The sequence below is a fragment of the Winogradskya consettensis genome (assembly GCF_018332715.1).
In the GTDB taxonomy this organism is placed as follows: Bacteria; Actinomycetota; Actinomycetes; order Mycobacteriales; family Micromonosporaceae; genus Actinoplanes; species Actinoplanes consettensis.
On sequence record NZ_BOQP01000016.1, the window covers coordinates 237,850 to 261,356 of the forward strand.

General features: G+C 70.0%; 26 protein-coding genes. 16 read left to right on the plus strand and 10 right to left on the minus strand.

Annotated elements, in window-relative coordinates; translation table 11 throughout:
• Nucleotides 1-250: 250 nt before the first annotated feature.
• Nucleotides 251-616 (plus strand): hypothetical protein, encoded by a 366-nt coding sequence (locus tag Aco04nite_RS16880; protein WP_212998161.1) that lies wholly within the window; start codon nt 251-253, stop codon nt 614-616.
• Nucleotides 617-660: 44 nt separating this feature from the next.
• On the opposite strand, the gene Aco04nite_RS16885 is transcribed toward Aco04nite_RS16880, so the two are convergent.
• Nucleotides 661-1,478 (minus strand): IS5 family transposase gene (locus Aco04nite_RS16885; protein WP_212998228.1). Its coding sequence is split into 2 segments (ribosomal slippage): nt 661-1,148 and nt 1,148-1,478, totalling 819 coding nucleotides; the frame shifts between segments, so codons are not numbered across the junction.
• A 243-nt stretch (nt 1,479-1,721) separates the two neighbouring features.
• Between Aco04nite_RS16885 and Aco04nite_RS16890 the strand changes: the two genes are divergently transcribed.
• Nucleotides 1,722-1,937: a hypothetical protein gene (locus Aco04nite_RS16890; protein ID WP_212998162.1), complete on the plus strand. Its 216-nt coding sequence runs from the start codon at nt 1,722-1,724 to the stop codon at nt 1,935-1,937.
• Between the two features lie 178 nt (nt 1,938-2,115).
• Here Aco04nite_RS16890 and Aco04nite_RS16895 read toward each other — a convergent pair whose 3' ends face one another.
• Entirely contained in the window at nt 2,116-5,133 is a 3,018-nt protein-coding gene (locus Aco04nite_RS16895) for an EAL domain-containing protein (protein WP_212998163.1), read from the minus strand.
• Between the two features lie 90 nt (nt 5,134-5,223).
• Between Aco04nite_RS16895 and Aco04nite_RS16900 the strand changes: the two genes are divergently transcribed.
• Together Aco04nite_RS16900 and Aco04nite_RS16905 are read left to right on the plus strand one after the other, a co-directional pair.
• Nucleotides 5,224-6,822 (plus strand): chitinase, encoded by a 1,599-nt coding sequence (locus tag Aco04nite_RS16900; protein WP_212998164.1) that lies wholly within the window; start codon nt 5,224-5,226, stop codon nt 6,820-6,822.
• 76 nt (nt 6,823-6,898) lie between these two features.
• Nucleotides 6,899-7,345, plus strand: a complete 447-nt coding sequence (locus Aco04nite_RS16905; RefSeq protein ID WP_212998165.1) for a hypothetical protein — start codon at nt 6,899-6,901, stop codon at nt 7,343-7,345.
• Between the two features lie 34 nt (nt 7,346-7,379).
• Here the strand turns inward: Aco04nite_RS16905 and Aco04nite_RS16910 are convergent, their stop codons facing one another.
• Nucleotides 7,380-8,285 (minus strand): serine hydrolase, encoded by a 906-nt coding sequence (locus Aco04nite_RS16910; protein ID WP_212998166.1) that lies wholly within the window; start codon nt 8,283-8,285, stop codon nt 7,380-7,382.
• 82 nt (nt 8,286-8,367) lie between these two features.
• Between Aco04nite_RS16910 and Aco04nite_RS16915 the strand changes: the two genes are divergently transcribed.
• From Aco04nite_RS16915 to Aco04nite_RS16930, 4 genes are read left to right on the plus strand one after another with little or no spacing between them, the layout of a single operon-like run.
• On the plus strand, nt 8,368-9,786 hold the full coding sequence (locus Aco04nite_RS16915; RefSeq protein WP_212998167.1) for a glycosyltransferase family 39 protein: 1,419 nt from the start codon (nt 8,368-8,370) through the stop codon (nt 9,784-9,786).
• Nucleotides 9,783-10,376, plus strand: a complete 594-nt coding sequence (locus Aco04nite_RS16920) for a class I SAM-dependent methyltransferase (RefSeq protein WP_244876056.1) — start codon at nt 9,783-9,785, stop codon at nt 10,374-10,376. Before Aco04nite_RS16915 ends, Aco04nite_RS16920 begins: the two co-directional genes overlap by 4 nt.
• Nucleotides 10,373-10,909 (plus strand): SMI1/KNR4 family protein, encoded by a 537-nt coding sequence (locus tag Aco04nite_RS16925; RefSeq protein WP_212998168.1) that lies wholly within the window; start codon nt 10,373-10,375, stop codon nt 10,907-10,909. Before Aco04nite_RS16920 ends, Aco04nite_RS16925 begins: the two co-directional genes overlap by 4 nt.
• Nucleotides 10,903-11,199, plus strand: a complete 297-nt coding sequence (locus tag Aco04nite_RS16930; RefSeq protein WP_212998169.1) for a hypothetical protein — start codon at nt 10,903-10,905, stop codon at nt 11,197-11,199. The genes Aco04nite_RS16925 and Aco04nite_RS16930 overlap by 7 nt, the downstream gene beginning before the upstream one ends.
• On the opposite strand, the gene Aco04nite_RS16935 is transcribed toward Aco04nite_RS16930, so the two are convergent.
• Complete coding sequence (locus Aco04nite_RS16935) at nt 11,191-12,270, minus strand: alkene reductase (RefSeq protein WP_212998170.1); 1,080 nt, start codon at nt 12,268-12,270, stop codon at nt 11,191-11,193. The genes Aco04nite_RS16930 and Aco04nite_RS16935 overlap by 9 nt on opposite strands.
• A 231-nt stretch (nt 12,271-12,501) precedes the next feature.
• On the opposite strand from Aco04nite_RS16935, the gene Aco04nite_RS16940 reads away from it, so the two are divergent.
• Complete coding sequence (locus Aco04nite_RS16940) at nt 12,502-12,996, plus strand: MarR family winged helix-turn-helix transcriptional regulator (RefSeq protein WP_212998171.1); 495 nt, start codon at nt 12,502-12,504, stop codon at nt 12,994-12,996.
• A 143-nt stretch (nt 12,997-13,139) separates the two neighbouring features.
• Here the strand turns inward: Aco04nite_RS16940 and Aco04nite_RS16945 are convergent, their stop codons facing one another.
• Together Aco04nite_RS16945 and Aco04nite_RS16950 are read right to left on the minus strand one after the other, a co-directional pair.
• Nucleotides 13,140-13,871, minus strand: coding sequence for a GAF and ANTAR domain-containing protein (locus Aco04nite_RS16945; protein ID WP_212998172.1), 732 nt, complete (start codon nt 13,869-13,871; stop codon nt 13,140-13,142).
• 44 nt (nt 13,872-13,915) lie between these two features.
• Entirely contained in the window at nt 13,916-14,647 is a 732-nt protein-coding gene (locus Aco04nite_RS16950; RefSeq protein ID WP_212998173.1) for a GAF and ANTAR domain-containing protein, read from the minus strand.
• 457 nt (nt 14,648-15,104) lie between these two features.
• Here Aco04nite_RS16950 and Aco04nite_RS16955 point away from each other — a divergent pair, with 457 nt between their 5' ends.
• From Aco04nite_RS16955 to Aco04nite_RS16965, 3 genes are read left to right on the plus strand one after another with little or no spacing between them, the layout of a single operon-like run.
• The gene (locus Aco04nite_RS16955) at nt 15,105-15,845 is read left to right on the plus strand and encodes a hypothetical protein (RefSeq protein WP_212998174.1); all 741 of its coding nucleotides are present in this window, start codon (nt 15,105-15,107) and stop codon (nt 15,843-15,845) included.
• Nucleotides 15,842-16,267: a phage holin family protein gene (locus Aco04nite_RS16960; RefSeq protein WP_212998175.1), complete on the plus strand. Its 426-nt coding sequence runs from the start codon at nt 15,842-15,844 to the stop codon at nt 16,265-16,267. The genes Aco04nite_RS16955 and Aco04nite_RS16960 overlap by 4 nt, the downstream gene beginning before the upstream one ends.
• The gene (locus Aco04nite_RS16965; protein WP_212998176.1) at nt 16,243-16,824 is read left to right on the plus strand and encodes a DUF3618 domain-containing protein; all 582 of its coding nucleotides are present in this window, start codon (nt 16,243-16,245) and stop codon (nt 16,822-16,824) included. Before Aco04nite_RS16960 ends, Aco04nite_RS16965 begins: the two co-directional genes overlap by 25 nt.
• Before the next feature lie 50 nt (nt 16,825-16,874).
• On the opposite strand, the gene Aco04nite_RS16970 is transcribed toward Aco04nite_RS16965, so the two are convergent.
• Complete coding sequence (locus Aco04nite_RS16970; protein WP_212998177.1) at nt 16,875-17,894, minus strand: glycoside hydrolase family 6 protein; 1,020 nt, start codon at nt 17,892-17,894, stop codon at nt 16,875-16,877.
• 253 nt (nt 17,895-18,147) lie between these two features.
• On the opposite strand from Aco04nite_RS16970, the gene Aco04nite_RS16975 reads away from it, so the two are divergent.
• Both Aco04nite_RS16975 and Aco04nite_RS16980 read left to right on the plus strand, forming a co-directional pair.
• A complete protein-coding gene (locus Aco04nite_RS16975) occupies nt 18,148-18,501 on the plus strand; it encodes a hypothetical protein (RefSeq protein WP_212998178.1) in 354 nt (117 codons plus the stop codon).
• Nucleotides 18,502-18,520: 19 nt separating this feature from the next.
• Nucleotides 18,521-19,294: an aminotransferase class IV gene (locus tag Aco04nite_RS16980; RefSeq protein ID WP_212998179.1), complete on the plus strand. Its 774-nt coding sequence runs from the start codon at nt 18,521-18,523 to the stop codon at nt 19,292-19,294.
• A 101-nt stretch (nt 19,295-19,395) separates the two neighbouring features.
• On the opposite strand, the gene Aco04nite_RS16985 is transcribed toward Aco04nite_RS16980, so the two are convergent.
• The 3 genes from Aco04nite_RS16985 to Aco04nite_RS16995 all read right to left on the minus strand — a co-directional run bounded on the left by Aco04nite_RS16985 (nt 19,396) and on the right by Aco04nite_RS16995 (nt 21,827).
• The gene (locus Aco04nite_RS16985; protein WP_212998180.1) at nt 19,396-20,160 is read right to left on the minus strand and encodes an SDR family oxidoreductase; all 765 of its coding nucleotides are present in this window, start codon (nt 20,158-20,160) and stop codon (nt 19,396-19,398) included.
• A 63-nt stretch (nt 20,161-20,223) separates the two neighbouring features.
• Nucleotides 20,224-21,084 carry an SDR family NAD(P)-dependent oxidoreductase gene (locus Aco04nite_RS16990; RefSeq protein ID WP_212998181.1) on the minus strand — a complete coding sequence of 287 codons (861 nt, stop codon included), beginning with the start codon at nt 21,082-21,084 and terminating at the stop codon, nt 20,224-20,226.
• The gene (locus Aco04nite_RS16995; protein WP_212998182.1) at nt 21,084-21,827 is read right to left on the minus strand and encodes an SDR family oxidoreductase; all 744 of its coding nucleotides are present in this window, start codon (nt 21,825-21,827) and stop codon (nt 21,084-21,086) included. The genes Aco04nite_RS16990 and Aco04nite_RS16995 overlap by 1 nt, the downstream gene beginning before the upstream one ends.
• A gap of 110 nt (nt 21,828-21,937) precedes the next feature.
• On the opposite strand from Aco04nite_RS16995, the gene Aco04nite_RS17000 reads away from it, so the two are divergent.
• The gene (locus Aco04nite_RS17000) at nt 21,938-22,531 is read left to right on the plus strand and encodes a TetR/AcrR family transcriptional regulator (protein WP_212998183.1); all 594 of its coding nucleotides are present in this window, start codon (nt 21,938-21,940) and stop codon (nt 22,529-22,531) included.
• A gap of 160 nt (nt 22,532-22,691) precedes the next feature.
• Nucleotides 22,692-23,507, plus strand: coding sequence for an alpha/beta fold hydrolase (locus tag Aco04nite_RS17005; RefSeq protein ID WP_212998184.1), 816 nt, complete (start codon nt 22,692-22,694; stop codon nt 23,505-23,507).

A 23,507-nucleotide genomic window follows, 5' to 3' on the forward strand; every position in this document is an offset into this window, starting at 1 on the left:
CTGGCCGACGATCCGCTCAGCGAGGTCGTCACTGAGCCCGCCGAGCTATTCCGCGTAAGGGTCTGCGTGCTTTCAGTTACTGCCCAGAGCGGGCGCCGGCATGACAATCGTCGCCTTCCGAGCTGCCTCCACCGCCTGGCGTATGCCTAAATAATCGCTATTTGTCAATCGCATCAGTGTGATCCCTCTCAACCCCGTAATGGCACGCCCAGCCCTTCCGATCATGAAGTTCCCTGACAAGAATCAAGGAATGCAATTCGCGCAGCTGGAGATCTTCACGACCGTTGAATTGGCGTGGATGCGTGACCTTACGCGACGCCGGAACTACTCCGCGGCAACCGAAGAATTTCGGCGTGAGCATAAGGTCCGGCGCGCTTTCGGGAAAGCCCTCGGCCATGCTGCCCGGCTGCGGCGTGACTCTCCTGAGGCGCGGACGCCGGACGGCAAGCTCATGTGGATCGAGGCAGCACGTGCATTGTTCCGTGACGCGAACACCAGCCGGGCGCAGGCTGTCGCCGCACACGAGCGTGACCGCAGGCGTGCCGCCGGTGACCTGTTCAACTGGGCCCGGTTCACCAGCCGATGGCGAATCAAATACGGCACCGCCTGCGCATGAGACGACACCCACAGCCCTCGGCGAGACTCCCCGGGTAAAAGCCCCTAACACGATCTCTGTTCGTTCCAGTTGATCGGTCGGCGCCAGCAGATCAGGGCGCAGACGAGGCTGACGAGATCGTCGTGAATGTGGAGGCGGCGTTCCCACCGGACGGCCAGCCGGCGGAATTGGTGTAGCAGGGCGAAGGTCTGCTCGACGACGTAGCGCAGCTTGCCGAGGCCTTTGATACCACGGGTCTTGGGCTTCGGGATGATCGGTTCGGTGCCGCGATCGCGGCATGCCTGCCGGAACGCTTCGCTGCTGTAGGCCTTGTCGGCCAGCAGCGCGGTGAAGCGGCGTCGTGGCCTGCCTCGGAGTCCAGCGATCGGTGGGTAGCCGTCGAGCAGGTCAAGGGCCCGGCCGATGTCGGGCACGTTCGCACCAGAGGTGAGCACGTAGATCGGGGTGCTGTTGCCGTCGCAGATCAGATGATGCTTCGAGCCTGGCTTGCCGCGGTTGACCGGCGACGGGCCTGTCCCGGCACCCCCTTTTTAGCGTTGACGTGACTACCGTCCATCGCCGCTCGAGTCCAGTCGATCCGGTTCGCCGCGTTCAACCGTGCCAACAGGATCTGGTGGACCTGGTCGAACACGCCGGCCTCGGTCCACCGCAGCAAACGCCGCCAGCAGGTCATCCCCGAACCAAACCCGAGCTCCTGCGGCAGGTCTTCCCAGCCGATCCCGGTGTGCAGCACGAACAAGATGCCCTGCAAGCACAACCGGTCCGGGACCGGTCGCGGCCCGGGCGCCTTCGCCGGCCACGGCGGCAGCAACGGCTCGATCAACTCCCACAGACGGTCATTCATGACCCACGCCTTGCTCATACCCACCGAACGAGACTGACCTTCACATCGTCGCGCTGATCAACATCGATTCAGCAGATCGTGTTAGAAGCTTTTTGTGGTGCAACGAAGGGGCGCAGAAGCCCAGTAGGAAGGGGACTTTTCGGAGAGCACTTCACACGCCAGGGGCCCCCGCGCAGGCATGAGTGTCACCTGTAGCACCACGCTGCCCGTATCCGAGGACACCGTGATGTTCGTGTCCGCTCTGCTGCACGCCGCACACCGATGCCTCGTGACCAGGGCCGGAACCCGGTCGCTCGGCCGCTACAAGCCGGGACGATCCCGGTCCTGCGCCGGCTGCTCGACGGCACCCGGACCTTTCAGCCGGCCGCCGGCAACCAGGTCAGCGCCTCGACCGGCTACATCTACCCGCACGAAAGCCTCACCGTGCCGGCCGACCGGGCTTCCGGCCTGAACTCGGCGCTGCCCGCCGCCGTGTGAGGCGTTGCTGGTCGGTGTCGAGGTATGGCCGGCTGGTGGGAAAGCACGACAACCACGGCGAGAACGTGTAGATCATCACCGTCCCGGACGGCCGGCCGCTCTCGACCTCGGCCGTGCGGCCCGGCTGCGAACACGACACCGGCGCCCTGCGCCACCATGGCCGGGAAGCCGTGCTGGGTCAGGCGGGGCGGCCGGCGGGGAGGGCGGCGTCGGCGAGGGCTCGTTCGATGGGGACCGGGCGGCCGAGGTAGAAGCCCTGGCCCAGCGGCACGCCGCAGTTGACGAGGGCGTCGCGCTGCGCCGCTGATTCGATGCCTTCGGCGATGATGGTGCAGTTGTTCTCGCGGGCGAATTCGACCAGGGACCGGATCGATGCGCGGCGGGCGCCCTCGGTTTCCACGCCGGCAAGGCTTTCGCGGCCGAGTTTGAGGAAGCTGGGTTTGAGGGCTTCGAGGCGGGCCAGGGTGTCGTAGCCGGCGCCGGCGTCGTCGACCGCTATGCGTACGCCGGAGGGCAGGTTGTCGAGTTCTGCCCGGTCCGCTTCGGCGAGTTCCAGGATCAGCGGGCGGGTGGTCTCCGCGAGCAGCGGTTCCAGCTCGCGCGGTCGGCGCAGCAGGTCGCCCGAGACGTTGAGGGAGAGCCAGGTTCCGGCCGGCAGGGCGGTGGCCGAGGCGAGGGCGGCGCGGATGAGGGCGGCGTCGAGGTCGATGCCCTGGCCCTGGGCCTCCGCGGCGGCGAGGCCGCGTTCCGGGCGGGTGCCGTCGGCGAAGCGGGTGAGGGCTTCGTAGCCGACGACCTCGCCGGAGTTCAGGTCGGAGATGGGCTGGAAGACGGTGAAGAAGGTGAACTCCTCGAAGGTGCTGGAGCGGGCGGGGCGGACCGTGCGGCCCGAGGCCGGGGCCTGGGCCGAGCGGACGGCGACCAGGCCTCCGGTGGAGCCGCGGTCGGAGCGGTAGTGCAGAACCGAGGCCCAGTCGCCGATCGCGCCGGTCGGGGCCATCGCGCGGGCCTCGGCGTGGGTGGCCGGGCTGGTCGCCGGCGCAGCCGGAACGGCACGCTTGCGGGGCTTGACCGGGCGGTAGAGCCAGCTGCGGACGTGGGTGAAGAAGTCGACGATGGTGTTGCCCACGCCGACGAACGCCACCATCGCGTAGACCGACAGGAGCAGGTTCAGGCCGGCGAAGACCAGGTTGGACCACTGGTGCAGTTGGACGTCACGGATGGCGGTGTAGACGCAGAGGGCGATCAGGGCCATCGGGGCAAGCAGGTACGAGGTCGCGGCGGTCGTCCGGTTGCGGACTTTGGGCGTACGTTTGAACGCGCTCTTTTCGCCTGTCAGCAGCTGGAGGATCGAGGCGAAGCTGCCGGAGAGATTGACCGGCAGCAGGATCAGGTTGAACCCGTAGATCCGGAACACGTCGACGCGTTTGTAGCCGCACGCCTTGAGGTCCGCGCTCATCATCATGAAGTACGGCACCGAGACGAGCAGCAGGATCGGATTGAGCAGGTCCGCGTTGAACGGGTAGACGAGCATCACGACCAGGCACACGGAGCTCCAGAAGATGGAGGCCATGTAGTTCACCCGCAGGAAGAGCTCGCCGAAGCGGTTCTTCTGCCCGCGGGCCGTCTTCGCCCGGAACTGGTCCTTGAGCCGCGACAGGATGAGCAGCCCACCGTTCGCCCAGCGCTGGCGCTGGATGCAGAGCGAGCCGAAGTCCGGCGGGGTCGCGCTGTAGGCGAGGCGTTCCGGGTAGTTGTACAACGTCCAGCCGTTGACGCCGAGGTCGATCGTCGACTCGGTGTCCTCGATGACCGTACGGTCCTGGATGTAACGGCGGATCTCCCAGTCGCCCTCGTAGGCGACCTCGCGGATCTCGTCGAGGGCCTTCTTGCGCAGGACTGCGTTCGCGCCGACCCAGAACGTCGCGCCGTAGTGCGTCATGCCCTGGTGGACGATGTGCTGGATGTCGGTGGTGGCGCCGGAGATGCGCTCGATCCGGGTCGCGGAGCCGGGGAACGCGCTGTACGGCGTCTGCGCCACGGCGTCGCGCTCGTGGGCGCCCTGTTCGAGCAGGTGGACGAGGCGGAGCGCGTACTCGGGGAGGATCACGCTGTCCGCGTCGAGGGTGAGCACGTAGTCGGGGTCGGGGACGGTCAGCTCGGCCTGGCCGGGGCCGGCCGGGACGAGGGCGACACCGAGCGGCGTACTGACCTCCTGGAAGCTGCCGCCCATCAGGCCGATGTAGCTGTTGAGGTTCATGGCCTTGTTCGGCTCGCTCGACAGCGACACGTACTTCTTGCGCTCGAAGCTGCTCATGGTCGCGTCGAAGACGGCGAGCAGGCGGCGGTGCAGCTGGTGCATCCGCGGCACCGGCAGCGTCGCGTCCTCGTCGGCGCCGCCCTCGAGGGCTTCGGCGATCGTGCCGAGGTCCTCGGCGAGCGCGTTGAGGATGTGGTCGACGAAGAAGACGTCGGTGTGGTCGACCATGTCCTGGCTGCGGCCCAGGCCGATCAGCCAGCCGGCCGAGTAGCGGTATTCGGCGGCGAGGTCACGCATGTCGTCGATGGTGGTGGCGCGCTGGTCGCGCTCGTCGAGGGCGTCCTCGAACCTCTCGTACGCGGCCCGCACCCGCTCGTACGGAACGCTCATCTCGGCCTCGATCGCCCCCGGCAGCGCGCGGGCCGCCAGCAGCAGGTCCCGTGAGGCCCGGGTCTTCGGTTGTTGCGGGTCGTCGATCAGCAGCACGACCCGCAGGCCGGGGTATTCCTGCAGCGCCGCCGACAGCAGCGTGGTGCGGATGACCCGCTCGTCCTCCTGGTACGACGGCACCAGGACCGTCACCGTCGGCGTCTCACCCTGCAGGAAGCTGTCGAGCATGACCCGCGGCGCCCGGTGATGGGCCCGGCTGCGGTAGAAGAAGCCGATCCGGGTGATGAGGTACGCGGTTGCCGATGCCGCCAGCCCGGTCACGACGACCATGTACACGATCGCCTCGACCGCCAGCCGCGCGCTGCTGGCGTGACCGGCGATGAACTGCTGGATGATCGTACCGATGATGTAACAGGCCCAGACGGTGATCGTGAGGACGATCGCGAGCCGGCCACGGTTGATCCGGCCCTCGGAGACGGGAGGCGCCACGAGCGGGTGCGGGGCGGACCGCCGATCCGCGCCCCACTGTCTCGGAGATGACTGCATGCCCCTCTCATCGGCGGCTGCGCGACCCCGCCTGAATGTTTTGTGATCACGAGGGCTTCAGCGGCGCGGAAAACTGCCGATCGGGGGGTTATGGTCACTCAGCAGGCGGTGCGGCCGGATTATGACCCGCTCGCCGACCCGGACTGGCAGGAACCCGAACCCCCGGCCGAGCGGCTGTCGTGGCTCCGGCTCGGCTTCCTGATCCTGCTGGTGGCAGGTCTGGGCACCGGGGGTACGTTCGCCGTGCTGCACCTGCGTGACACGTCCGGCCCGACCGCGAAGTCGTGGGCCGTGCCGTACGTCGACGTCACGCTCACCCCGACGTTCGAGTTCCAGGATCCGGACGCGAACCCGTCCAACAACGTGGCGCTCGCGTTCGTCGTCGCCGATCCCAAGGACGGCTGCTCACCGAGCTGGGGCGGCGCTTACACCCCGGACGAGGCCGCCGCGTCCCTGGAGCTGGACCGCCGGATCAGCCAGCTGCGCGCGGCCGGCGGCAACGTCATGCTCAGCGTCGGCGGGCTCAACAACAGCGAGCTGGCCGTCGCCTGCACCGATCAGGCCAAGCTGACCGACGCCTACCGGCAGCTCGTCAAGCGCTACGACGTGGCGACCCTGGATCTCGACATCGAGGGCACGGCCGTCGCCGACCAGGCCTCCCTGACCCGGCGGGCAACGGCACTGACAACAATCCAGGCGGAGCGTACGGCCGCAGGTGACCCGCTCGAGGTGTGGCTGACGCTGCCCGTGGCGCCCACGGGGCTGACGGCCGACGGACTCGCCGCGGTCCAGGCCACGCTCAAGGGCGGCGTCTCGCTGCGCGGCGTCAACGTCATGACGATGGACTTCGGCTCCGAGCAGGGCTCCGACCCCGACATGCTGGAGCTGAGCACCGACGCCCTCGAAGCCACGCACAAGCAGCTCTCCGACCTGTACCTGCGGCTCGGCGTGCAGCTCACGTCGCCGCAGGTGTGGTCCCGGATCGGCGCGACCCCGATGATCGGGCAGAACGACGTCGACGCCGAACGCTTCACGGTCGACGACGCGAAGGGGCTCGCGTCGTACGCCGTCGACAAGGGCCTCGGGCGGGTGTCGATGTGGTCGCTGAACCGCGACGCTCCGTGCAAGGGGACGTTCTCGAACGTCGTCGTGCACTCGAACACGTGCAGCGGCGTACCCCAGGACGCTCTGGCCTTCTCCTCGGTCTTCGCGGATCTGCCCGGCGCCGCCGTCGGCACCTCGGGTCGCGAGGCCATCACCGTCCCGACCCAGGACACGACCGCCGACGACCCAGCGACCAGCCCCTACCCCATCTGGCGGCTGACCGCGCAGTACGTCGGCGGCTACAAGGTCGTCTGGCACGGCGTCGTCTACGAGGCGAAATGGGCGAACGCCGGCTCGGACCCGTCGGCGGCCGGCGACTCCACCACCCCGACCCCGTGGTCGGTCATCGGCCCGGTCGGCTCCGGCGAGAAAGCCCCCGTCCCGAGCCCCACGGTCACCGGCGTCACCGCCCGGTGGTCCTCGACCGCCGTCTACGCCCGCGGCGACCGGGTCCTGTTCAACGGCCTGCCCTACGAGGCCCGCTGGTCCTCCACCGGCGACGCCCCTTCGACCGAATATCCGATCGGCCCGGACGAGCCCTGGAACCCGCTCTTCACCGTGCCGGGCGAACCCGCGACGCGGTAGCTGATTCAGGTTCGTCCATGCACTCAGGGCGATGCGCGCGGGCGTCGGCTGGGGGTCTCAGGGTACCGTTTCGCCGGTGGCGGACACTGACCCTCTGGCTGCCGGGCTGGCCACCCTGCTGGAGTGGAATGCGGAGCGGCGCCGGAACTTCGCGGCGATCGTCCAGCTGACCGGGGCCGGGGCGGAGGCCGCCGAGCGCGATCCGGCGACGCTTATCCCGCGGCTGCAGCGATACGTGGAGGCGTTGCCGCTGGCCGAGTTCGAGGCGGACGACTGGTTCACCCTGCAGACCGATCTCGCCACTTTTCTGGGGCGGCTCGCGGCGGTGAGGCGTGCCGCCTACTGGGGCGTCCGTGCCGCCCCATCTACGCCGCGCGGCTACCGCTACGTGGTTGCCACCGCGGACGGCCGTGCCGCTGATCCTTACGAGATCGTCGCCCTGGAGTTCCAGGAGGACGTTGTCGATGTTGTTCGCATGATCGCGACGGTCGAGGCGACGCTGGACGCTGCGGTGACGGGGTAGCTGCGCCGGTCAGGGCGTGAGTTGGGTGCTTCGGTCAGGGCGTGAGGTGGGTGCTTCGGTCAGGGTGTGAGGGGTCAAGGGTGAGGTGGGCGCGGAGGTGGTCGACGGCCGCGCGGGCCGTGGCTCCGATGGCGACGTCGATGGCGGGCTGGCGATCGGTCAGGGTGTGCGCCCGGGTGAAGGCGGCCACGACGTAGCTGCGGCCGTCGGGGTAGGTGACCACGCCTGCTTCGTTGCGGATCGCGGGGAGGGTGCCGGTTTTCGCGGCGACCTTCACGCCGTCCGGGAAGGCCGCTGCCAGGCCGTGCGTGGTGAACGCCTGCGACATCCACGATCGGACCAGCGCGCAAGCCTGCGGCGGCGCGGCCCGGTCGGTCCAGATCGCCTCGAGCAGGGTGCCGATGTCGCGGGCGGTGGAGGCGTTGGTGCGGGCCGGGTCGATGCAGGACAGGGCCCACACCGCAGCCGGGTCGGCCTCGGCGATGCGGTCGTCGACATCGGTCGCCTCCGGCAGGGCGAGATCGGTGACGATACTCAGCAGCACCGACTCGATGTCGCCGCGCACCTGGGTGTCGTGCAGCCCCAGATCCTCGACGACGGCGTTGACGGCCGGGTGGCCGACGCGCTCGAAGATGACGTCGGTGGCCGCGTTGTCGCTCATCGTCAGCATGAACAGGGCCAGATCGCCGAGCGTCATGGTGACCGGGCCGGAGCAGCCCGCCGTCCCCGCTCCGCCGACCTGGTAGCGCGGGGGAACGGTGACCACCTCGGCCGGGTCGAGCTCACCGGCCACGACCGCACGGGCGAACGCCACCGCAACGATCACCTTCACCACCGAGGCGAGGATCACCGGCGCGTCCGCCTCCACCGCCACCTCGTCGGTCCCGCCGACCTCCCGCACGTACAGGAAACCCTGCGCCCCGGCCTCATCGAAGATCATGACCCGACCATAGCTCTGCCCGTTCGGGTGGTGGGGCGTCGAGCCGGGCCGGCTGCTTGCGTGCCGTGAATAGGTTGGCGCGATGGGGGAGAGAGCGTGGCCTGGGCGGATTGTGCCGGTTGCGGTGCCGGGGCTGGGGATGCTGGCTCTGGGGCTGGCCGGGGCTACGCGGTCGATGCTGAGCTGGGACGAGATTGCCACCGTGGATGTGGCGCGGCGGTCGGTGCCGCAGATCTGGCGGCTGATGCAGCACATCGACGGGGTATTCGGGCCCTATTACCTGCTCATGCATTTCTGGACCGGGATCGCCGGGCGCGGGGTGCTCGAGGTTCGGCTGCCGTCCATTGTGGCCATGGCGGGGGCGGCCGCGCTGACCGGTGAGCTCGGGCGGCGTCTTTTCGGGACGGTGGCCGGGCTGGTCGGTGGGCTCGTGTTCTGCGCAGTTCCCAACATTTCACGGTACGCCGCGGAGGCTCGGCCGTACGCCATGGCCTGTCTGGTCTCGGTGGTGAGTTTGATTCTGCTGCATCGGGCGTTGAGCCGGCCGGGGAAGGCGCGCTGGCTCGCGTACGGTGCGGCGGTGGTGGGTCTGGGGCTGAGTCATGTCATCGCTCTGACCGCGCTGGGGGCTCATGGTGCGGTGGTGCTGATGTGCCGGCGGCGGGCGATCGGGGCGTGGGGTGTCAGTGTCGCGGTGGCGCTGGTGGTGCTCGGGCCGATCTTCTGGCTGGGGTCGGGGCAGCGGGGTGCGCAACTGCACTGGGTGCCACCGATGACCGTGGAGGCGGTGCGGAACTTCCCGGTGAAGCTGACCGGGTCGGCCGAGGTGGCGTGGCTGCTGATCGGGCTGGCCGTCACGGCGGGGTGGCGGGCGCGGCGGCACGTCCTCGCGATGGCGTTCGCGGCGGTGGTCCCGCTCGGGGTGATTCTTGTGGTGTCCGCGCACGGGCCGTCGTTCTGGGTGAACCGGTATCTGCTGTTCGTGCTCGCGCCGACAGCGATCCTGGCGGCGGTCGCGCTGTGCCGGGCCGGGACTGCCCGGGTCGTCGTCGTGTTGCTTCTGCTGGCCGCCGTCGCGTACCCGGCGCAGTGGACCGTGCGCGGGCGGACCGTGAAGAACGGCACCGACGACCGCAGTGTCGCCCGGATCATCCGGGCCGGTCAGCAGCCCGGCGACGGCATCATCTACCGGCCGGGGTCGCGGACGTTGCGGCCCGGCGTCGACTACTACCTGCGCGATGATCCGGGGCGGCCGCGGGATCTGCTGCTGCGCCGGGACGCCGCCGACGAGGCCAGCCTGGTCGCGGGGGAGTGGCCGGGCACGGCGGACCGGCTCGGGGCGGGGCGGGTGTGGCTGCTCGTCGGGGCACGGGAGGAGGATCCGCTCGCGCATCGGGGGGATCTGGCGGCGGTGCTGCGTACCCGTTATGTGCGGGCCGGCGTCTGGCAGGTCAAGCGGGGGACGCTCGCGCTCTTTGTCCCGCGTACGGTGGGACCGTGACCCAGGACAATCTCTGGCTACGCCAGCTCGCGCAGAACCCCGGACACTCCCGCAACTACGTTCAGCGGTTCCGGGACCTCGCCGCGAACGGTGCCGACCTGGCCGGGGAGGGCCGCCTGATCGACGCCATGGTGCCCCGGGGCGCCCGCATCCTCGACGCGGGCTGCGGCACCGGCCGGATCGGCGGCTATCTGGCGGGTGCGGGCCACCAGGTGACCGGTGTCGACCTGGACCCGGTGCTGATCGCCGAGGCGAACGCCCAGCACCCGGCCTCGACCTGGCTGGTCGGCGATCTGGCCGAGTGGGAATCACCCGGCCCCGGATTCGACGTCGTCGTCTGCGGTGGCAACGTGATGGCGTTCCTGGCACCCGCCACCCGGGTCGAGGTGCTGCGCCGGTTCGCTGCCCACCTGGCCGAGGGCGGGCGTGCGGTCATCGGTTTCGGAGCGGGGCGCGGCTACGAGTTCGGCGACTTCCTGGCCGACGCGAAGACGGCCGGCTTCACCGAGGATCTCCTGCTCGCGACCTGGGACCTGCGTCCCTTCACCGAGCGCGCCGACTTCCTGGTGGCCGTCCTCACTCCGGCGTGACCGCCCCCGGCGAGTGGTCCGGCATTGCGGACCTGCTCCGGCGGGTGCCGGTGCCGGTGCCGCCCGGTGCGGGCCCGGTGCTGGGTGCGACCGACGAGCAGATCGCTTCGATCGCCGGACACTACGAGAGTCCACTTCCCGATGTGTACGTGCGATGGCTGCGCTTCTGCAACGGAACGCCGGCCGGTCCCGGAGGGCTCTACGGTGCCGGGACGTCATGGGACGGGCTCGACGCGCTGCGGATCCTGCAACGCCATCCTTGCTGGGCCACGCTCGGCTGGATACCCGTCGCGGGAGACGGCAACGGCAACACCTACATCCTCGACACGGATGCCGTCTATTTCGTGGAGGCGATGGACGAGAGTGAACCGGCCTACACAGCGGCCGGCAGCCTCCCCGTCTTTCTCCGCTTCCTGCTGGAAAAGGAGCTCGGCGAGACCAGGTGGCCCTTCGACGCGGCATATGTCACCGCCGCGGATCCCGGCATCCTGAGCGTCACGGATTCCGGGTTGCTGCCCTGGCTCAGTTGGTAGGGAAGTCGACGCTGCGGGCGATCTGCTCGCCGGGCTGGTGGCCGTCCTGCTCGACCGTCGCGGTGTGGACGGTGGTCGAGCAGGGGTTCGTAGCCGGTGATGCCCTCGATGGCGTACTTCGCCGCGGCGTAGTGGCCGAAAGCCCGGGCTCCGGCGCGGAGGTGGACCCGGTGGTCGTGGACCGCACCACCGGGCACCCCCTCGACGACGCCGACGCGTACGTCTTCACCGCCGGCCCGGCCGCCGGTGAGGCGATGCGCAACCGCTATGGCCCGGCCGGCTCACGCTGACGGCGTCGCCAGGGTGGGATAGTCGGTGTAGCCGCGGTGATCGCCGCCGAAGGCCGCCGCGAAGTCCGGGGTGTTGAACGGCCCACCTGCCGCGAGCCGGGCGGGCAGGTCCGGGTTCGCCAGGAACAGCGCACCGTACGCGATGACGTCAGCAGTCCCGTCCTCGATGAGCTGGAGTGCGTCCACCCCGGTCGGGGCGGGCTTCGTGGCCGGGTTGAGGATGAACGTCGCCGGCCATTCCGCACGCAGCCGCCTCGTCAGGTCGCGATCGGTGCTCTCCATGACGTGCAGGTAGGCGAGCCCGAGCGGGGCCAGCCGGGCGACCAGCGCGAGGTAGGTCTCCTCGACGTCGTGCTCGGCGATGTCGTTCGTCGTGTTGTGCGGGGAGATCCGGAAGCCGACCTTGTCCCCGCCGACAGCCTCGGCGACCGCGGCTGCGACCTCGACGGCGAACCGGATCCGGCCCTCGACCGAGCCACCCCATCCGTCCGTACGCCGGTTCGCGTTCACGGACAGGAACTGCTGGACCAGGTATCCGTTGGCGCCGTGGATCTCGACGCCGTCGAAGCCCGCGGCGATCGCGTTGCGTGCCGCGTCTGCGAAGTCGCGGATCGTCTCGGCGATCTCCTGCGCGGACAACTCTTTCGGCGTGGTCAGGTCCTGCAGGCCGGTGTCGGTGAAGACCTGCCCGCTCGCGGCGACCGCGGACGGCGCGACCGGGGTCAGGCCGTCGGGCAGCAGGCTGGGGTGCCCGATCCGGCCGCCGTGCATGAGCTGCGCGAAGATCACGCCGCCCTCCGCGTGCACGGCGTCGGTGACCTTGCGCCACGCCGCGACCTGCTCGGCGGAGTGCAGGCCCGGCGTGTTCGTGTAGCCCTGGCCGACCACCGACGGCTGCACGCCCTCGGTGATGATCAGGCCCGCGCCCGCCCGCTGCGCGTAGTAGGTGGCCATCAGGTCCGTCGGGGTCGCACCGGGACCGTAGGCCCGGCTGCGCGTCATCGGGGCCATCGCGATGCGGTTGGCCAGCTTCGTTCCGGCCAGATCGTGTGAGTCGAATGCCGACGTCATGATCGTGATCCTTGTCCCGAGGGGTTTACCTGTCCAGACAAGTAAAGCGCGTTCGGGGCGGGTTGGAGCACGTTAGTAAGCCACATCACGGCCAGGTAGACTCGGCTTCATTGTCCGAGCACATTCCTGGAGGGTCCCGTGTCAACCAAGGCTTCTGGACCAACTAAGGCTCCTGGACCAACCGAGCCTTCTGGGCCAACCGAGCCTTCTGGATCAACCGAGGCTGGGCCGGTGGGGGAGCCGGCGGACTGCGACGTGGCCTGCGCTCCGGCCGGTCTTTCGATGCCGGCCAGCGCGGCGGCCGGTCCGGTCAGCCACGCGATCTTCCGGGTCGCCCGGCTGCACCGCATGCACGTCGGTCAGCTGCTGCGCCGCGTCGGCCTGCACCCGGGTCAGGAGCTCGTCATGATGCAGCTCTGGGACGGCGGCCCGCAGCGCCAGACCGACCTCGCACGGTTGCTCGGCTCGGACGCCGCCACCATGACCCGCACCGTCCAGCGGCTGGAGCACGCGGGATTCGTCCGCCGCATGCCGTGCGCCACGGACAAGCGCGTCACCATCATCGAGCCGACCGCCGCCAGTCTCGCCCTGCGCCGCGAGGTCGAGAACATCTGGGCCGAGGTCGAGAGCCGCACCCTCGGCGACCAGAGCGACGCCGACCGCGCCGAGACCCTCGCCGCCCTCGAACGCATCGAGACCAACCTGAAAATCGTCGCCCGTCCATGACCCGACGCATACGCTGAGCGCGCAGGACCGGCCCTGTGCGCTGATGATGGCTGATCATGTGGACCCGGCGTTTGCCGACGAGGGGACGTCCGAGTACACCCGCGATGTAGCCGGTGGTGTTCACCGGGCAGGGCGGTGACGGTTCAGGAGTCCTTGAGCCGGGCGAGGGCCTGCGGGTCGGTGACCATCGCGTGGGCAACGTCGGTCAGCTTGCGGCTGTGCCGCCGGGCATACCCGCGGATGACGACGAAGGCCTCGTCCACGGTGAGACCCATGGACTGGGCGACCACGCCCTTCGCCTGTTCGATGACGACGCGGCTGTTGAGGGCGCCCTGCAGCTGCTCGGAGAGGACCTCGCCCTGGCGGATGGCACGCTCCTGGAGCAGGGCGATCGCGGCGACATCGGTCAACGCCTGGATCACCGGGACGTCCGCATCGGTGAGGTTGCCGCCCAGGCTGGTGCCGAAGACGTTGAGCGCGCCGATCACCTGACTGCGCAGCCGCAGCGGGAAAGCGTGCACCGAATGGAAGCCCGCGGCGGCGGCCCGCGGTGCGAAACGGGGCCAGCGTCCTGCCGCCGCGCCCAGGTCCACGTTGACGACGGGCCGGCCCGTGCGGACGGCTTCCAGGCAGGGGCCCTCATCGGTCTGCAGCTGGAACAGCTCCACGAGCGAGACGTCCTCGTCGGAGCCCGCCATGAACTCGAGCTTGCCCCGCTCGTCGGCCAGCAGCAGCCCGACGGCGCCCGCTCCGACCAGGGAAGCCGCCCGGTAGGTGAGGGTCTGCAGGAACTCGATCAGGTCGAAGTCGTCGACGAGCGTGTCGGCGACCTCGACGAAGATCTTCGCCAGTCGTTCCGGGGAAATCATGGTCATCCCTGCCTCCTGGCACGTTCTCGGCTCATCGGCGTCATCGAGGTTCACGGTTTCTCGGTGTCGAAGTGCAGGCGGCGGGCGACGATGTCGCGGGCCACGTCGGCGAGGCGGCGCTCCTGCGCGTACGCGTGGGCCCGGATCCGTGCCATCGCCTCCGTGAGGGAAACGCCGAGCTGCACCATCACCATGCCCTGCGCCTGGAACAACTCCGCGCGGTGCCCGTCTGCGTAGTCATTGTTGTCGATCTCCCGGACGCGGCTGTCGCGGGCCTGGACGTGCCGGTCAAGCAGGGCGGCGACCGTGACGTCGGCGACCGTGAGCGCGTCGGCGAACTCCCCGGCGGTGAGCGGGCCGGTGCGGTCGCGGAACACGTCCAGGACACCGAGGCGGGCCGCGCCGATCTGCAGCGGGAACGCGAACACCGCCCGCAGGCCACCCGCACTGGCCGCCGGTGTGTAGAAGGGCCAGCGGCCGCCTGCGTCGGTCGAGGGGTCGCCGAGGTCGGGGATCAGCACCGGGCGGCGGCTGGCGAACGCGTCCATGCACGGACCCTCCCCGAGGATGAACTGCAGCTCCTCGATGTGTTCGCTCGCGGGATCCGAGGCGGCGGTCTCACCCCGGGTGCCGTCGTCGGTCATGACGCTGACTCCGGCACCGGAGGCGGACAGCACCTCGGCGGCAGCCGCGCAGACCCCCCGCAGGAAGCCCGGCCGGCCGCCGTGGACGGCTGCTTGCCGGGTGATCAGATCGGCGATGAACGCACTGCGGTCCTCCATGGGCTGCACCTTCCAGCAAGGTGCCGCCGGAGACCAGGGCAGCAGAACCGGCAGATCCGGTTGGCGGGGACTTTACCCGGTGCAGGCGATTGCTACGCCAGTAGTCACCGGTCACGGAATGTCAGCCTCGATGGCCCGCGCCCGCACGAGTGCTTGCCGCGGATGCCCCATGGGGAGGGCGGGGTCGGTCGCGAAACGGGTGCCGGAATCCCCGGGCATGATCCTCCCCTGACGGAGAAATGCTCGATGCCGGGGGCCGGGGCAGCGACCCAGAAGGGCTACGCCGTCGATTCTAGTCCGCTCAGGACTTTCGCGCCTCGTCCGAATGCGCTGTCCGGGCGCGTCCGACTCTCGGGCCGTACCGTACACGGAGAGATATTTGTTCTTGGGCAAGCATGTGTGATCAAGCAGGTCAGGGGTAGCCGTTGAGCGCAGCACTCACCCCCTGGAGGTAACCATGAGTGATTTTTCATCGGGAGCTCGGTTCCCCGACGAACCTTTTACCGACCCGGCGTACCCGGTGTCCGATCCGTACACCACGCCGGTTGAACGCTATCCGGCCCGATCACCGTCCACGGCGGACACCGGCGGCGACGACTCGAAGGCCAGGCAGGTCGCGGATCAGACGTCCCGGGCAGCCGGTGAGGTGAAGGACACCGCGAAGGAGCAGGCGCAGAAGGTCGCGGGTGAGACCAGGGCTCAGGCCCGCAACGTGGCGTCGGACGTGCGTGACAAGGTCGGCGAGCAAGCCCGCACGCAGAACGACAAGCTCGTGGGCACCATCCGCGAGACCGCCGACCAGCTCGACGAGATGCGCGGCGACCGGCAGGACTCGCCGGCCGCGGCAGTGGTCTCCCGGGTCGCGGACGGTGGTCGTCAGCTCGCCGACTACCTCGACCGCAACGGCCCGGACGGCGTGCTCCGCGAGGTCCAGGACTTCGCCCGCCGCCGCCCCGGTGCGTTCCTGGCGACCGCGCTCGCCGCGGGATTCGTGGTCGGCCGGCTCGGCAAGGGTGTCGCCAAGGCGGACCCCGGCGCGGGCGCCGACAAGCCGCACACCGACTCGTTCGAGTCCTTCAGCACCGGCGGCACGGACTATCCCACCGGCGGTACCGACTATCCCACCGGCGGCACCGACTACGCCGCCACCGGCACCGGCGTCCCCGTCGTGGTGTCCGAGGAGAGCTGGACCCGATGAGCTCGCCCTACCCCGCCCCGAACAGCGATCGTGCCGACGAGGTGTCGCAGGCCTCGATCGGTGAGCTGATCGGCAACATCAGCGACGACCTCACCAGCCTGTTCCGCCAGGAGGTGGAGCTGGCGAAGGCCGAGCTCAAGGAGGAAGCGGGCAAGGCCGGCAAGGCCGCAGGGATGCTCGGCGGCGCCGGGTTCGCCGGTTACCTCGCCGTGGTCCTGCTCAGCTTCGCCCTGGTCTTCGGCCTCTCCAACGTCATGGACGCCGGCTGGGCCGCGCTCATCGTGGCGGTCATCTGGGGAATCGCCGGCGCCGTGCTCTACACGACCGGCCGTAAGCAGCTCAGGAACGTCGACCCGATGCCGCACCGCACCGTCGACACGATCAAGGAGGACGCGCAATGGCTCAAGAACCCGACAGGCTGAGGCAGAGCATCGAGGAGACCCGCGCGTCGCTGACCCGCGACGTCGACATGCTGGCGGAGAAGACCAGTCCCACGAGGGTCGCCCAGCGCCGCTGGACCGCCGCCAAGGAGAAGGTCATGGGCAGTTCGCAGCAGGCCCGGCACGCCGCCGGGGACACCGCGAGCACGGTGCAGGACAAGGCGTCGGAGCTGACCGGCAAGGCCGGCGAGGCGGCGCACGACGTGGCCGGCTCGGTCCGCAAGGCCCCGCAGGCCGTGGTCCAGCAGGCGCAGGGCAACCCGCTCGCCGCGGGCATCATCGCGTTCGGTGTCGGCATGCTGGCCGCCACGCTGATCCCGGTGACCGACGTCGAGCGGCGTGCCGGCCAGCAGCTCAAGGACAACACCGGCGACCTGACCGACAGGGTCAAGGATGTCGCGACCGAGCTGAAGGACGACCTCTCGGGCAGCGTGCAGCACGCCGCCGGCGAGGTGAAGGAGACCGCGCAGGGCGCGGCCCGTACGACGAAGGAGAGCGCGCAGTCGGGCGCCCAGGACGTGAGATCCTCCGCCTCCTGACGGTTCCCTGATGAGGATCGGAGGCGCTTGCCGGCGCCTCCGATCCTTTTCTATGCCCCCGTGATGAGGTGCCGGGCGAGTTCCGGGTCGAACGTGCCGGCCGGGGTCGCGGGGGCGATGCCACAGGTGCCGTCCGAGTTGCCCGGGTTCTTGATCCACAGCCGCAGCGCGGCCGGGTCGGCGGTCGAGGCCGCGCCGATCCTGCGCCCGGGCGGGTTGCACCACTCGCCGCCGTGGCCGTTGCCGTTGCGGCTGGTGTCGATCACGTAACCGGTCGCCGTGCCGAGCTCCTTCCTGATGTCCTCGGCGTACTGCTGGGCGCCGGCGGTGCCGACATAGTTGGCGACGTTGACCGTGAAGCCGTGGACCCGGGCGACACCGGCGTCCCTCAGCCGCCGGGCCATCGTCGCGGCCGGGGTCCAGCGGGGGTTGGCGCCGTCGAGATACGCCCAGGTGTTCGGGGCCTTCTCCGCGAACATCCGGGCGGCGAACACGAGCAGGGTGTTGCGGGTCTCCTTCTGCCCGGCGCTCAGGCACGAGAAGTCGCCGAGCGAGTCCGGTTCGATGATGACGATCGCCGGGCGCGTGCCGATCGCGGCGGCGAACGTCGAGATCCAGGTCTGGTACTCCAGGACTGTCCGCGCGCCGCCGGCCGACTCGTGGCCGCACGCGTCCCGGCCCGGCAGGTTGTACGCGACCAGCACGGGCAGCTTGTCACCGGCGGCCTGCGCGGTCCCCGTGTACTTCCCGACCGCCGCCGCGATGTCGGAATCACTCGTCCCGGTGAACCAGCGCGCCATGGGCCGGCTGCTGATCGAGGCCCCGATGGCGGCGGCACGCGGGTCACCCGGATGGGCGGCGACCCAGCTCGCGGCGGGCAGCTTCGGATCGGTGAACAACCCGGTGGTGATGGCGAGCGGCCCGGACCCCGCGCTGGTCGCGGCCCCCTTCGTAGTGCCGGCCCCGGTCGTGTCGGCGGCACCCGTCGTGCCGCCCCCGCATCCCGCCAGTGCGCACACGACGGACAGGGCCGTCCCGGCGATGATCATGATCGATCTCCGTCTTCGCATGGCGAAGCACTGTAACCGCTCAGCGGCGCGCTGAGCCCCGGGTGACGCGGCGGCGGTGGCGGCCTGCTCGTCCTCGGGGGTCCACTGCCGCCAGCAGCCGCTGACGGGCGAAGCGCCGCCTTGACCGGCGAGGCCGGCCAGCTCAGCATCCCGTACCTCCTCGACAACCCGGTCCCGCAACTCGCCGCCGACGTCGACGGCAACCCGGCCACGGCGGTCCAGCGCGCGTCCTGGCGAACGCTACGGTCGCGGTGTGGATGCTCTGACGCGTGACCTGCTGTGGCTGGGGTGGGAGGACTACACGCTGTTGTGGCAGGTGGTCCTCAACGCCCGCCATGTCAACGAACTCTCCTCGCTCCGGGAGGCCCAGGACGTCGCCCACGGCGTCCTGCAGACCCTGCTGGCCGGCAACCTGATCGAGCTCTTCCGATGCCCGTGGGCGATGGACAACGACGCCTACCGCCTCGTCGCGCCGGCCGAGCACGCCGCCGTCCTGGGCGACGACCGCTCCTGGACCATCGAGGGCGCCGACGGCCGGGATCTGGTCTGGTTCGCGACCACCGACGCGGGCCTGGAGCGCTACCAGCAGGGCACCGGGTGGCAGTAGCCGGTGGCAGGATGGCCCGATGGCGTATGTCGAGATCAACGGCGCTCCGGCGGACGCCGGGGCCCTCCACAGGGTCGCTACCGGCAACTATGGTCACTTCACGTCCATGCAGGTGCGGGATCGGGCTGCGACCGGTTTGACCCTGCACCTGCAGCGGCTCCGGGCGGCGTCGGCGAGTCTCTTTCCCGACGTGCCCGTCATGGCGGACGAGCAGATCAGGTCCTATCTGGACCATGCGCTGCGGGCTGAGCGGGATGCCTCCGTGCGGGTCACCGTCGTGCCGGGTGCCCGGGGCACCGACGTGATGGTTTCTGTCTCCGCGCCGGTTGCGGATGTGACGCTGCCCGCGCTGCGGGTCCGGACGATTCAGTACGAGCGGGAGCTGCCCCACCTGAAACACGTCGCGACGATGGGGCTGACGTACCACCTGTTGCAGGCGCGGCGGGCGGGGTTCGACGACGTGCTCTTCGCGGGACGGGACGGGCTGCTGCGGGAGGGCTCGGTCTGGAACGCCGCGTTCTGGGACGGCGAACGGGTTGTCTGGCCGGACGCCCCGATGCTGGCCGGCATCACCATGCAGGTGCTGCGGATCGCCCTGCAAGAGCTGAGGATCCCCGACGAGGTACGGCCGTTGACCTCGCCGGGCGGGATGAGCGCCGCGGCCGCGGTCAACTCGCAGTGGCCGGCCCAGCCGATCGCCGCGATCGACGAGACGGTGTTCACGGGCGGCGACGAGCTCACCGGCCTGTTGCGGCGGGCCTGGGACGTCGTGCCGTGGGAGCCGATCAGCTAGGAGGCCGGCTGGGACTGCCGGTACCGGCCATCCCGGCGAGCACGCTGACCGTACCGTCCGTAGTGGGAAGGCTTGTCACGGTGGCGGGGCGGCCCGATTTCTCAGGGCAGGCGGGGTGGTCCGCCGACGATGACGTCGAAGCCCGCGTCGACGGGGATCAGGGCGCCGGTCAGCGCGCCGGTGCGGTCGTCCAGCAGGAGCTCGATCACCGCCGCGACGTCGTCCGGCTCGATCATGCGGCCCAGCACCGAGTGGCCGGCGAGATGCTCACCCATCTCCGGGGCCATGAAAGCGGCGCTGGCTTCGGTGCGGACGGCGCCCGGCGCGACGGTGTTCACGCTGACGCCGTAGCGGCCGGCCTCCGCGGCGACCTGCTGTGCGAAGGAATTCAGCGCCGCCTTCGACACCGCGTGGGTGAGCTGGCGCTTGCCCGTCCAGCCGGCCGCCATGCTGGACAGGTAGACGATGCGTCCCGACCCGGCCGCCCGCATCACCGGCAGGACCCGCCGGGTGATGAAGAACGCCCCGCCGAGCTCCGCGCCGACCTTGCCGATCAGCTCGTCCCAGCTGGTCGTCTCGACGTCGCTGAGGATCGGCTGCCGGACGTTGGCGTTGCAGACGAGCGCGTCGATCCGCCCGTGCTCCGCCAGCACGGCGTCGACCAGCGCGTCCACCTGACCGGGGTCACAGACATCGGCGCGGGCGGTGCTCGCGCTCGCTATCTGTGCCGCCACGGCCGTCGCTGCCCCGGTATCCCGGAGGTAGTTGACGACGACGTGATAGCCGCGCCGGCCCAGCATCAGCGCCGTGGCAGCACCGATGCCCCGCCCCGCACCCGTCACCACCGCGACCGGCTTCTCCGGCATCCGGCACCCTCCACTCAGGTCCTCACCGCATTATCGCCCACGGTCCGCCGGATCGCATTGGCGTCACCGCTGCAACTGCAGGGTTTCGCCGAAGCCCATGCGGGTGACGAAGGCCTCGCGGGTGAGGTCGGCGAACGCCATGACGTGGTCGACGCCGGCCTCGGTGAAGTCGACGACGGTGCGGAAGGGCTTTTCTCCGCGGGGCAGGGCGAGGACCCGGGCGATCTCGTCGGCGACGCCCTGCGGGTGGGGGTTGACGCCCGGCCGGACCAGGCCGGCGGTGGCCTGCTCGTTGCGTTCGACCAGCGGGTCGAGGCCAGCGTAGGCCGCTGTGACCGCTGCGTCCGAGGCGTGGCTGGCGTTGGGGAAGTGGGAGGTGCCCTGGGTGATGGCGCCCGGCATGACGATGGTGGTCTCGATGCCGAACTGGGCCGCCTCGTAGGACGTCACGACGGCGAGGGCGTCGAACGCGGCCTTGGAGGCTACGTACGGGCCGAGGAACGGGGGTGTCGTCACGATGATCGTGCTGCCGACCCAGAGCAGCGTGCCCGATCGCTGGGCGCGCAGGTGGGGCAGGGCGGCACGGTTGACGCGGTGGGCGCCGACGGCGTTGATGTCGAGGAGACGGGTGAGGTCGTCGTCGGTGAAGGCCTCGACGTAGCCGACGTAGAGGTGCCCGGCGTTCTGGATGACGACGTCGAGACGGCCCGCCTGCTCGACCACGGCGGCGACGGCGGCGTCGGCGGACTCCTGCGACGTGACGTCCAGCTCGACGGTGTGCAGGTCGAGGCCGTCGACGTCCGTGAACTCGTTGCCGGCGACGCTTTTCATGCTCGCGTAGACGGTGTGGCCCTGGCGGGCGAGGGTCAGGGCGGTCAGGCGGCCGATGCCGGTGCTGGAGCCGGTGATGAGGACGACGGACATCAGGCGGCACCGCCGTTGGTGTAGAGGACCTGGCCGTTGATCCAGCGGGCCGGACCGGCGAGGAACGCGGCGACCTCGGCGATGTCCTCGGGGGTGCCCAGGCGTTCCATTGGGTTCAGGCTCGCGATGTGGTTGATGACCTGCTCGCTCTTGCCCTCGAAGAACAGCGGGGTGGCCGTGGGGCCGGGGGCGACGGCGTTGACCGTGATGTCGCGGCCGCGCAGCTCCCGGGCCAGGATCAGGGTCATCGCCTCGACGGCGCCCTTCGACGCGGCGTACGCGCCGTACGTCGGCATCTGCAGGCGGGTGATCGACGTGGAGAAGTTGATGATCGCCCCGCCCGCGCGGACCTGCTGGGCGGCGAGCTGACTGATCACGAACGTGCCGCGGACATTCGTACGCTGGATGCGGTCGAACGTTTCCAGGTCCATCTGCGCGATCGGCGCGAGCGGCATGATGCCCGCCGTGTGCGCGACGACATCGACCCCGCCGAACGTGTCGGTCGCGTGCTGGAACAGCGCGGCCATCTCCTCGTGCTCGGCGACGTCGCCACCGAACGCGGTGGCCCGCCCGCCCGCGGCGGTGATCTCCTTGACGGCGTCCTGGGCCTTGGCCTCGTTGCCGCTGTAGTGCACGACCACGGCGAGACCGTCGGCCGCCAGGCGTGCGGCGACGGCCCGGCCGATGCCGCCCGAACCGCCGGTGACGATGGCGACGCGGGCCGGGTTCTGCGTGTCACTCATGGGAACTCCTCAGCTTGTTCACGAATCAGCATGTGTACGAATCAGCATGTGTACTGGCTGTCCATATGAAGCTAGCGCGATAAAGACAACTTGTCCACTACTATGAGGGCATGAGTGAGACTGCACAGCGGCGAGGGCGTGGCCGGCGACCGGCCGGCGAGGTGCGCGAGGGTGTCCTGCGGGCCGCCGCCGGCCTGCTGCTCAGCGAGGGGATCAAGGCCGTGACGTTCGACCGGGTCGCCACGGCTGCCGGGTCCAGCAAGATGACCCTCTACAAGTGGTGGCCGTCCGCGGGCGCGCTGGCCGCGGAGGCGTACTTCGCGCACAGCGAGCATCAGCTGGAATTCCCCGACACCGGCGACATCAGAGCAGACCTGACCGCGCAGCTGTGCGCGTTCGTCCGGCTGATCACCCATGAGGGCACCGGACCGGTCCTCGCCGGCCTGATCGGCGTCGCCCAGACCGACCCGGAGTTGTCGGCGGCGTTCTCCGAGCACTACTCGGCACCCCGGCGGGCGCTGGCGGTGGCCGCGTTCGAGAAGGCCCGCGACCGGGGGCAGCTGCGCGCCGACATCGACCTCGGCATCCTCGTCGACCAGCTCTGGGGCGCCTGCTACAACCGCCTCCTCATCCCCGACGCCCCCCTCACCGAGGACTACGCCGTCGCTCTCGTCGCCAACGCCCTCGACGGCGCCGCGCCCTAGGAGCCGGGCCGCGTGGTGTGCGGGGTGACCGTGATCCGGGGGCGGTGGCAGTGGGGTTCACCCACTTCGGGGCGGGGTGCAGTAAATCGGCCGATGCCGTGGCGCCGGGGTGGTCGCAGGCTGGGAACCGCCAGCAAGCGAGCACCGGAAGGAACGTCACATGCCTTACATCACCACTGCCGACGGCGCCGAGATCTTCTACAAGGACTGGGGGAGCGGCCAGCCGGTCGTCTTCAGCCACGGGTGGCCGCTGAACTCCGACGCGTGGGACGTCGAGCTCAAGCTCGCCGCCGACAACGGGTTCCGGGCGATCGCGCACGACCGCCGGGGGCACGGCCGTTCGTCGCAGACGTGGACCGGCAACGACATGGACACGTACGCCGCCGACCTGAACGCGCTGGTCGACGCGCTCGGGCTGACCGACATCATCCTGGTGGGGCACTCCACCGGCGGTGGCGAGGTCGTGCTCGCGGCGCAGTACGGTGCCGGCCGCGTGGCCAAGATCGCGACAGCGGGTGCGGTGCCCCCGGTCATGGTCAAGAAGGAGTCGAACCCGGACGGGCTGCCGATCTCGGTCTTCGACGGGTTGCGGGCCAACACCCTCGCGGACCGCTCGCAGTTCTTCCAGGACCTGTCGGAGCAGTTCTTCGGCATCAACAAGGGCTCGGGGATCTCGCAGGGCCAGCGGGACCAGTTCTGGCGGCTCGGGATGCAGATGAGCCTGCCGGCCGCGTACGACTGCATCAAGGCGTTCTCGGAGACCGACTTCACCGAGGACCTGCTCGCCCTCGACGTCCCGATCCTGATCGCGCAGGGTGACGCCGACCAGATCGTGCCGATCGCGGACGCCGCGTACAAGTCGATCGAGCTGGTCAAGAACGGCATCCTGAAGGTCTACCCGGGTGCCCCGCACGGCATCGCGGGCGCCTACCAGCAGGCCCTCGACAAGGACCTGCTGGAGTTCTGGAAGAGCTGA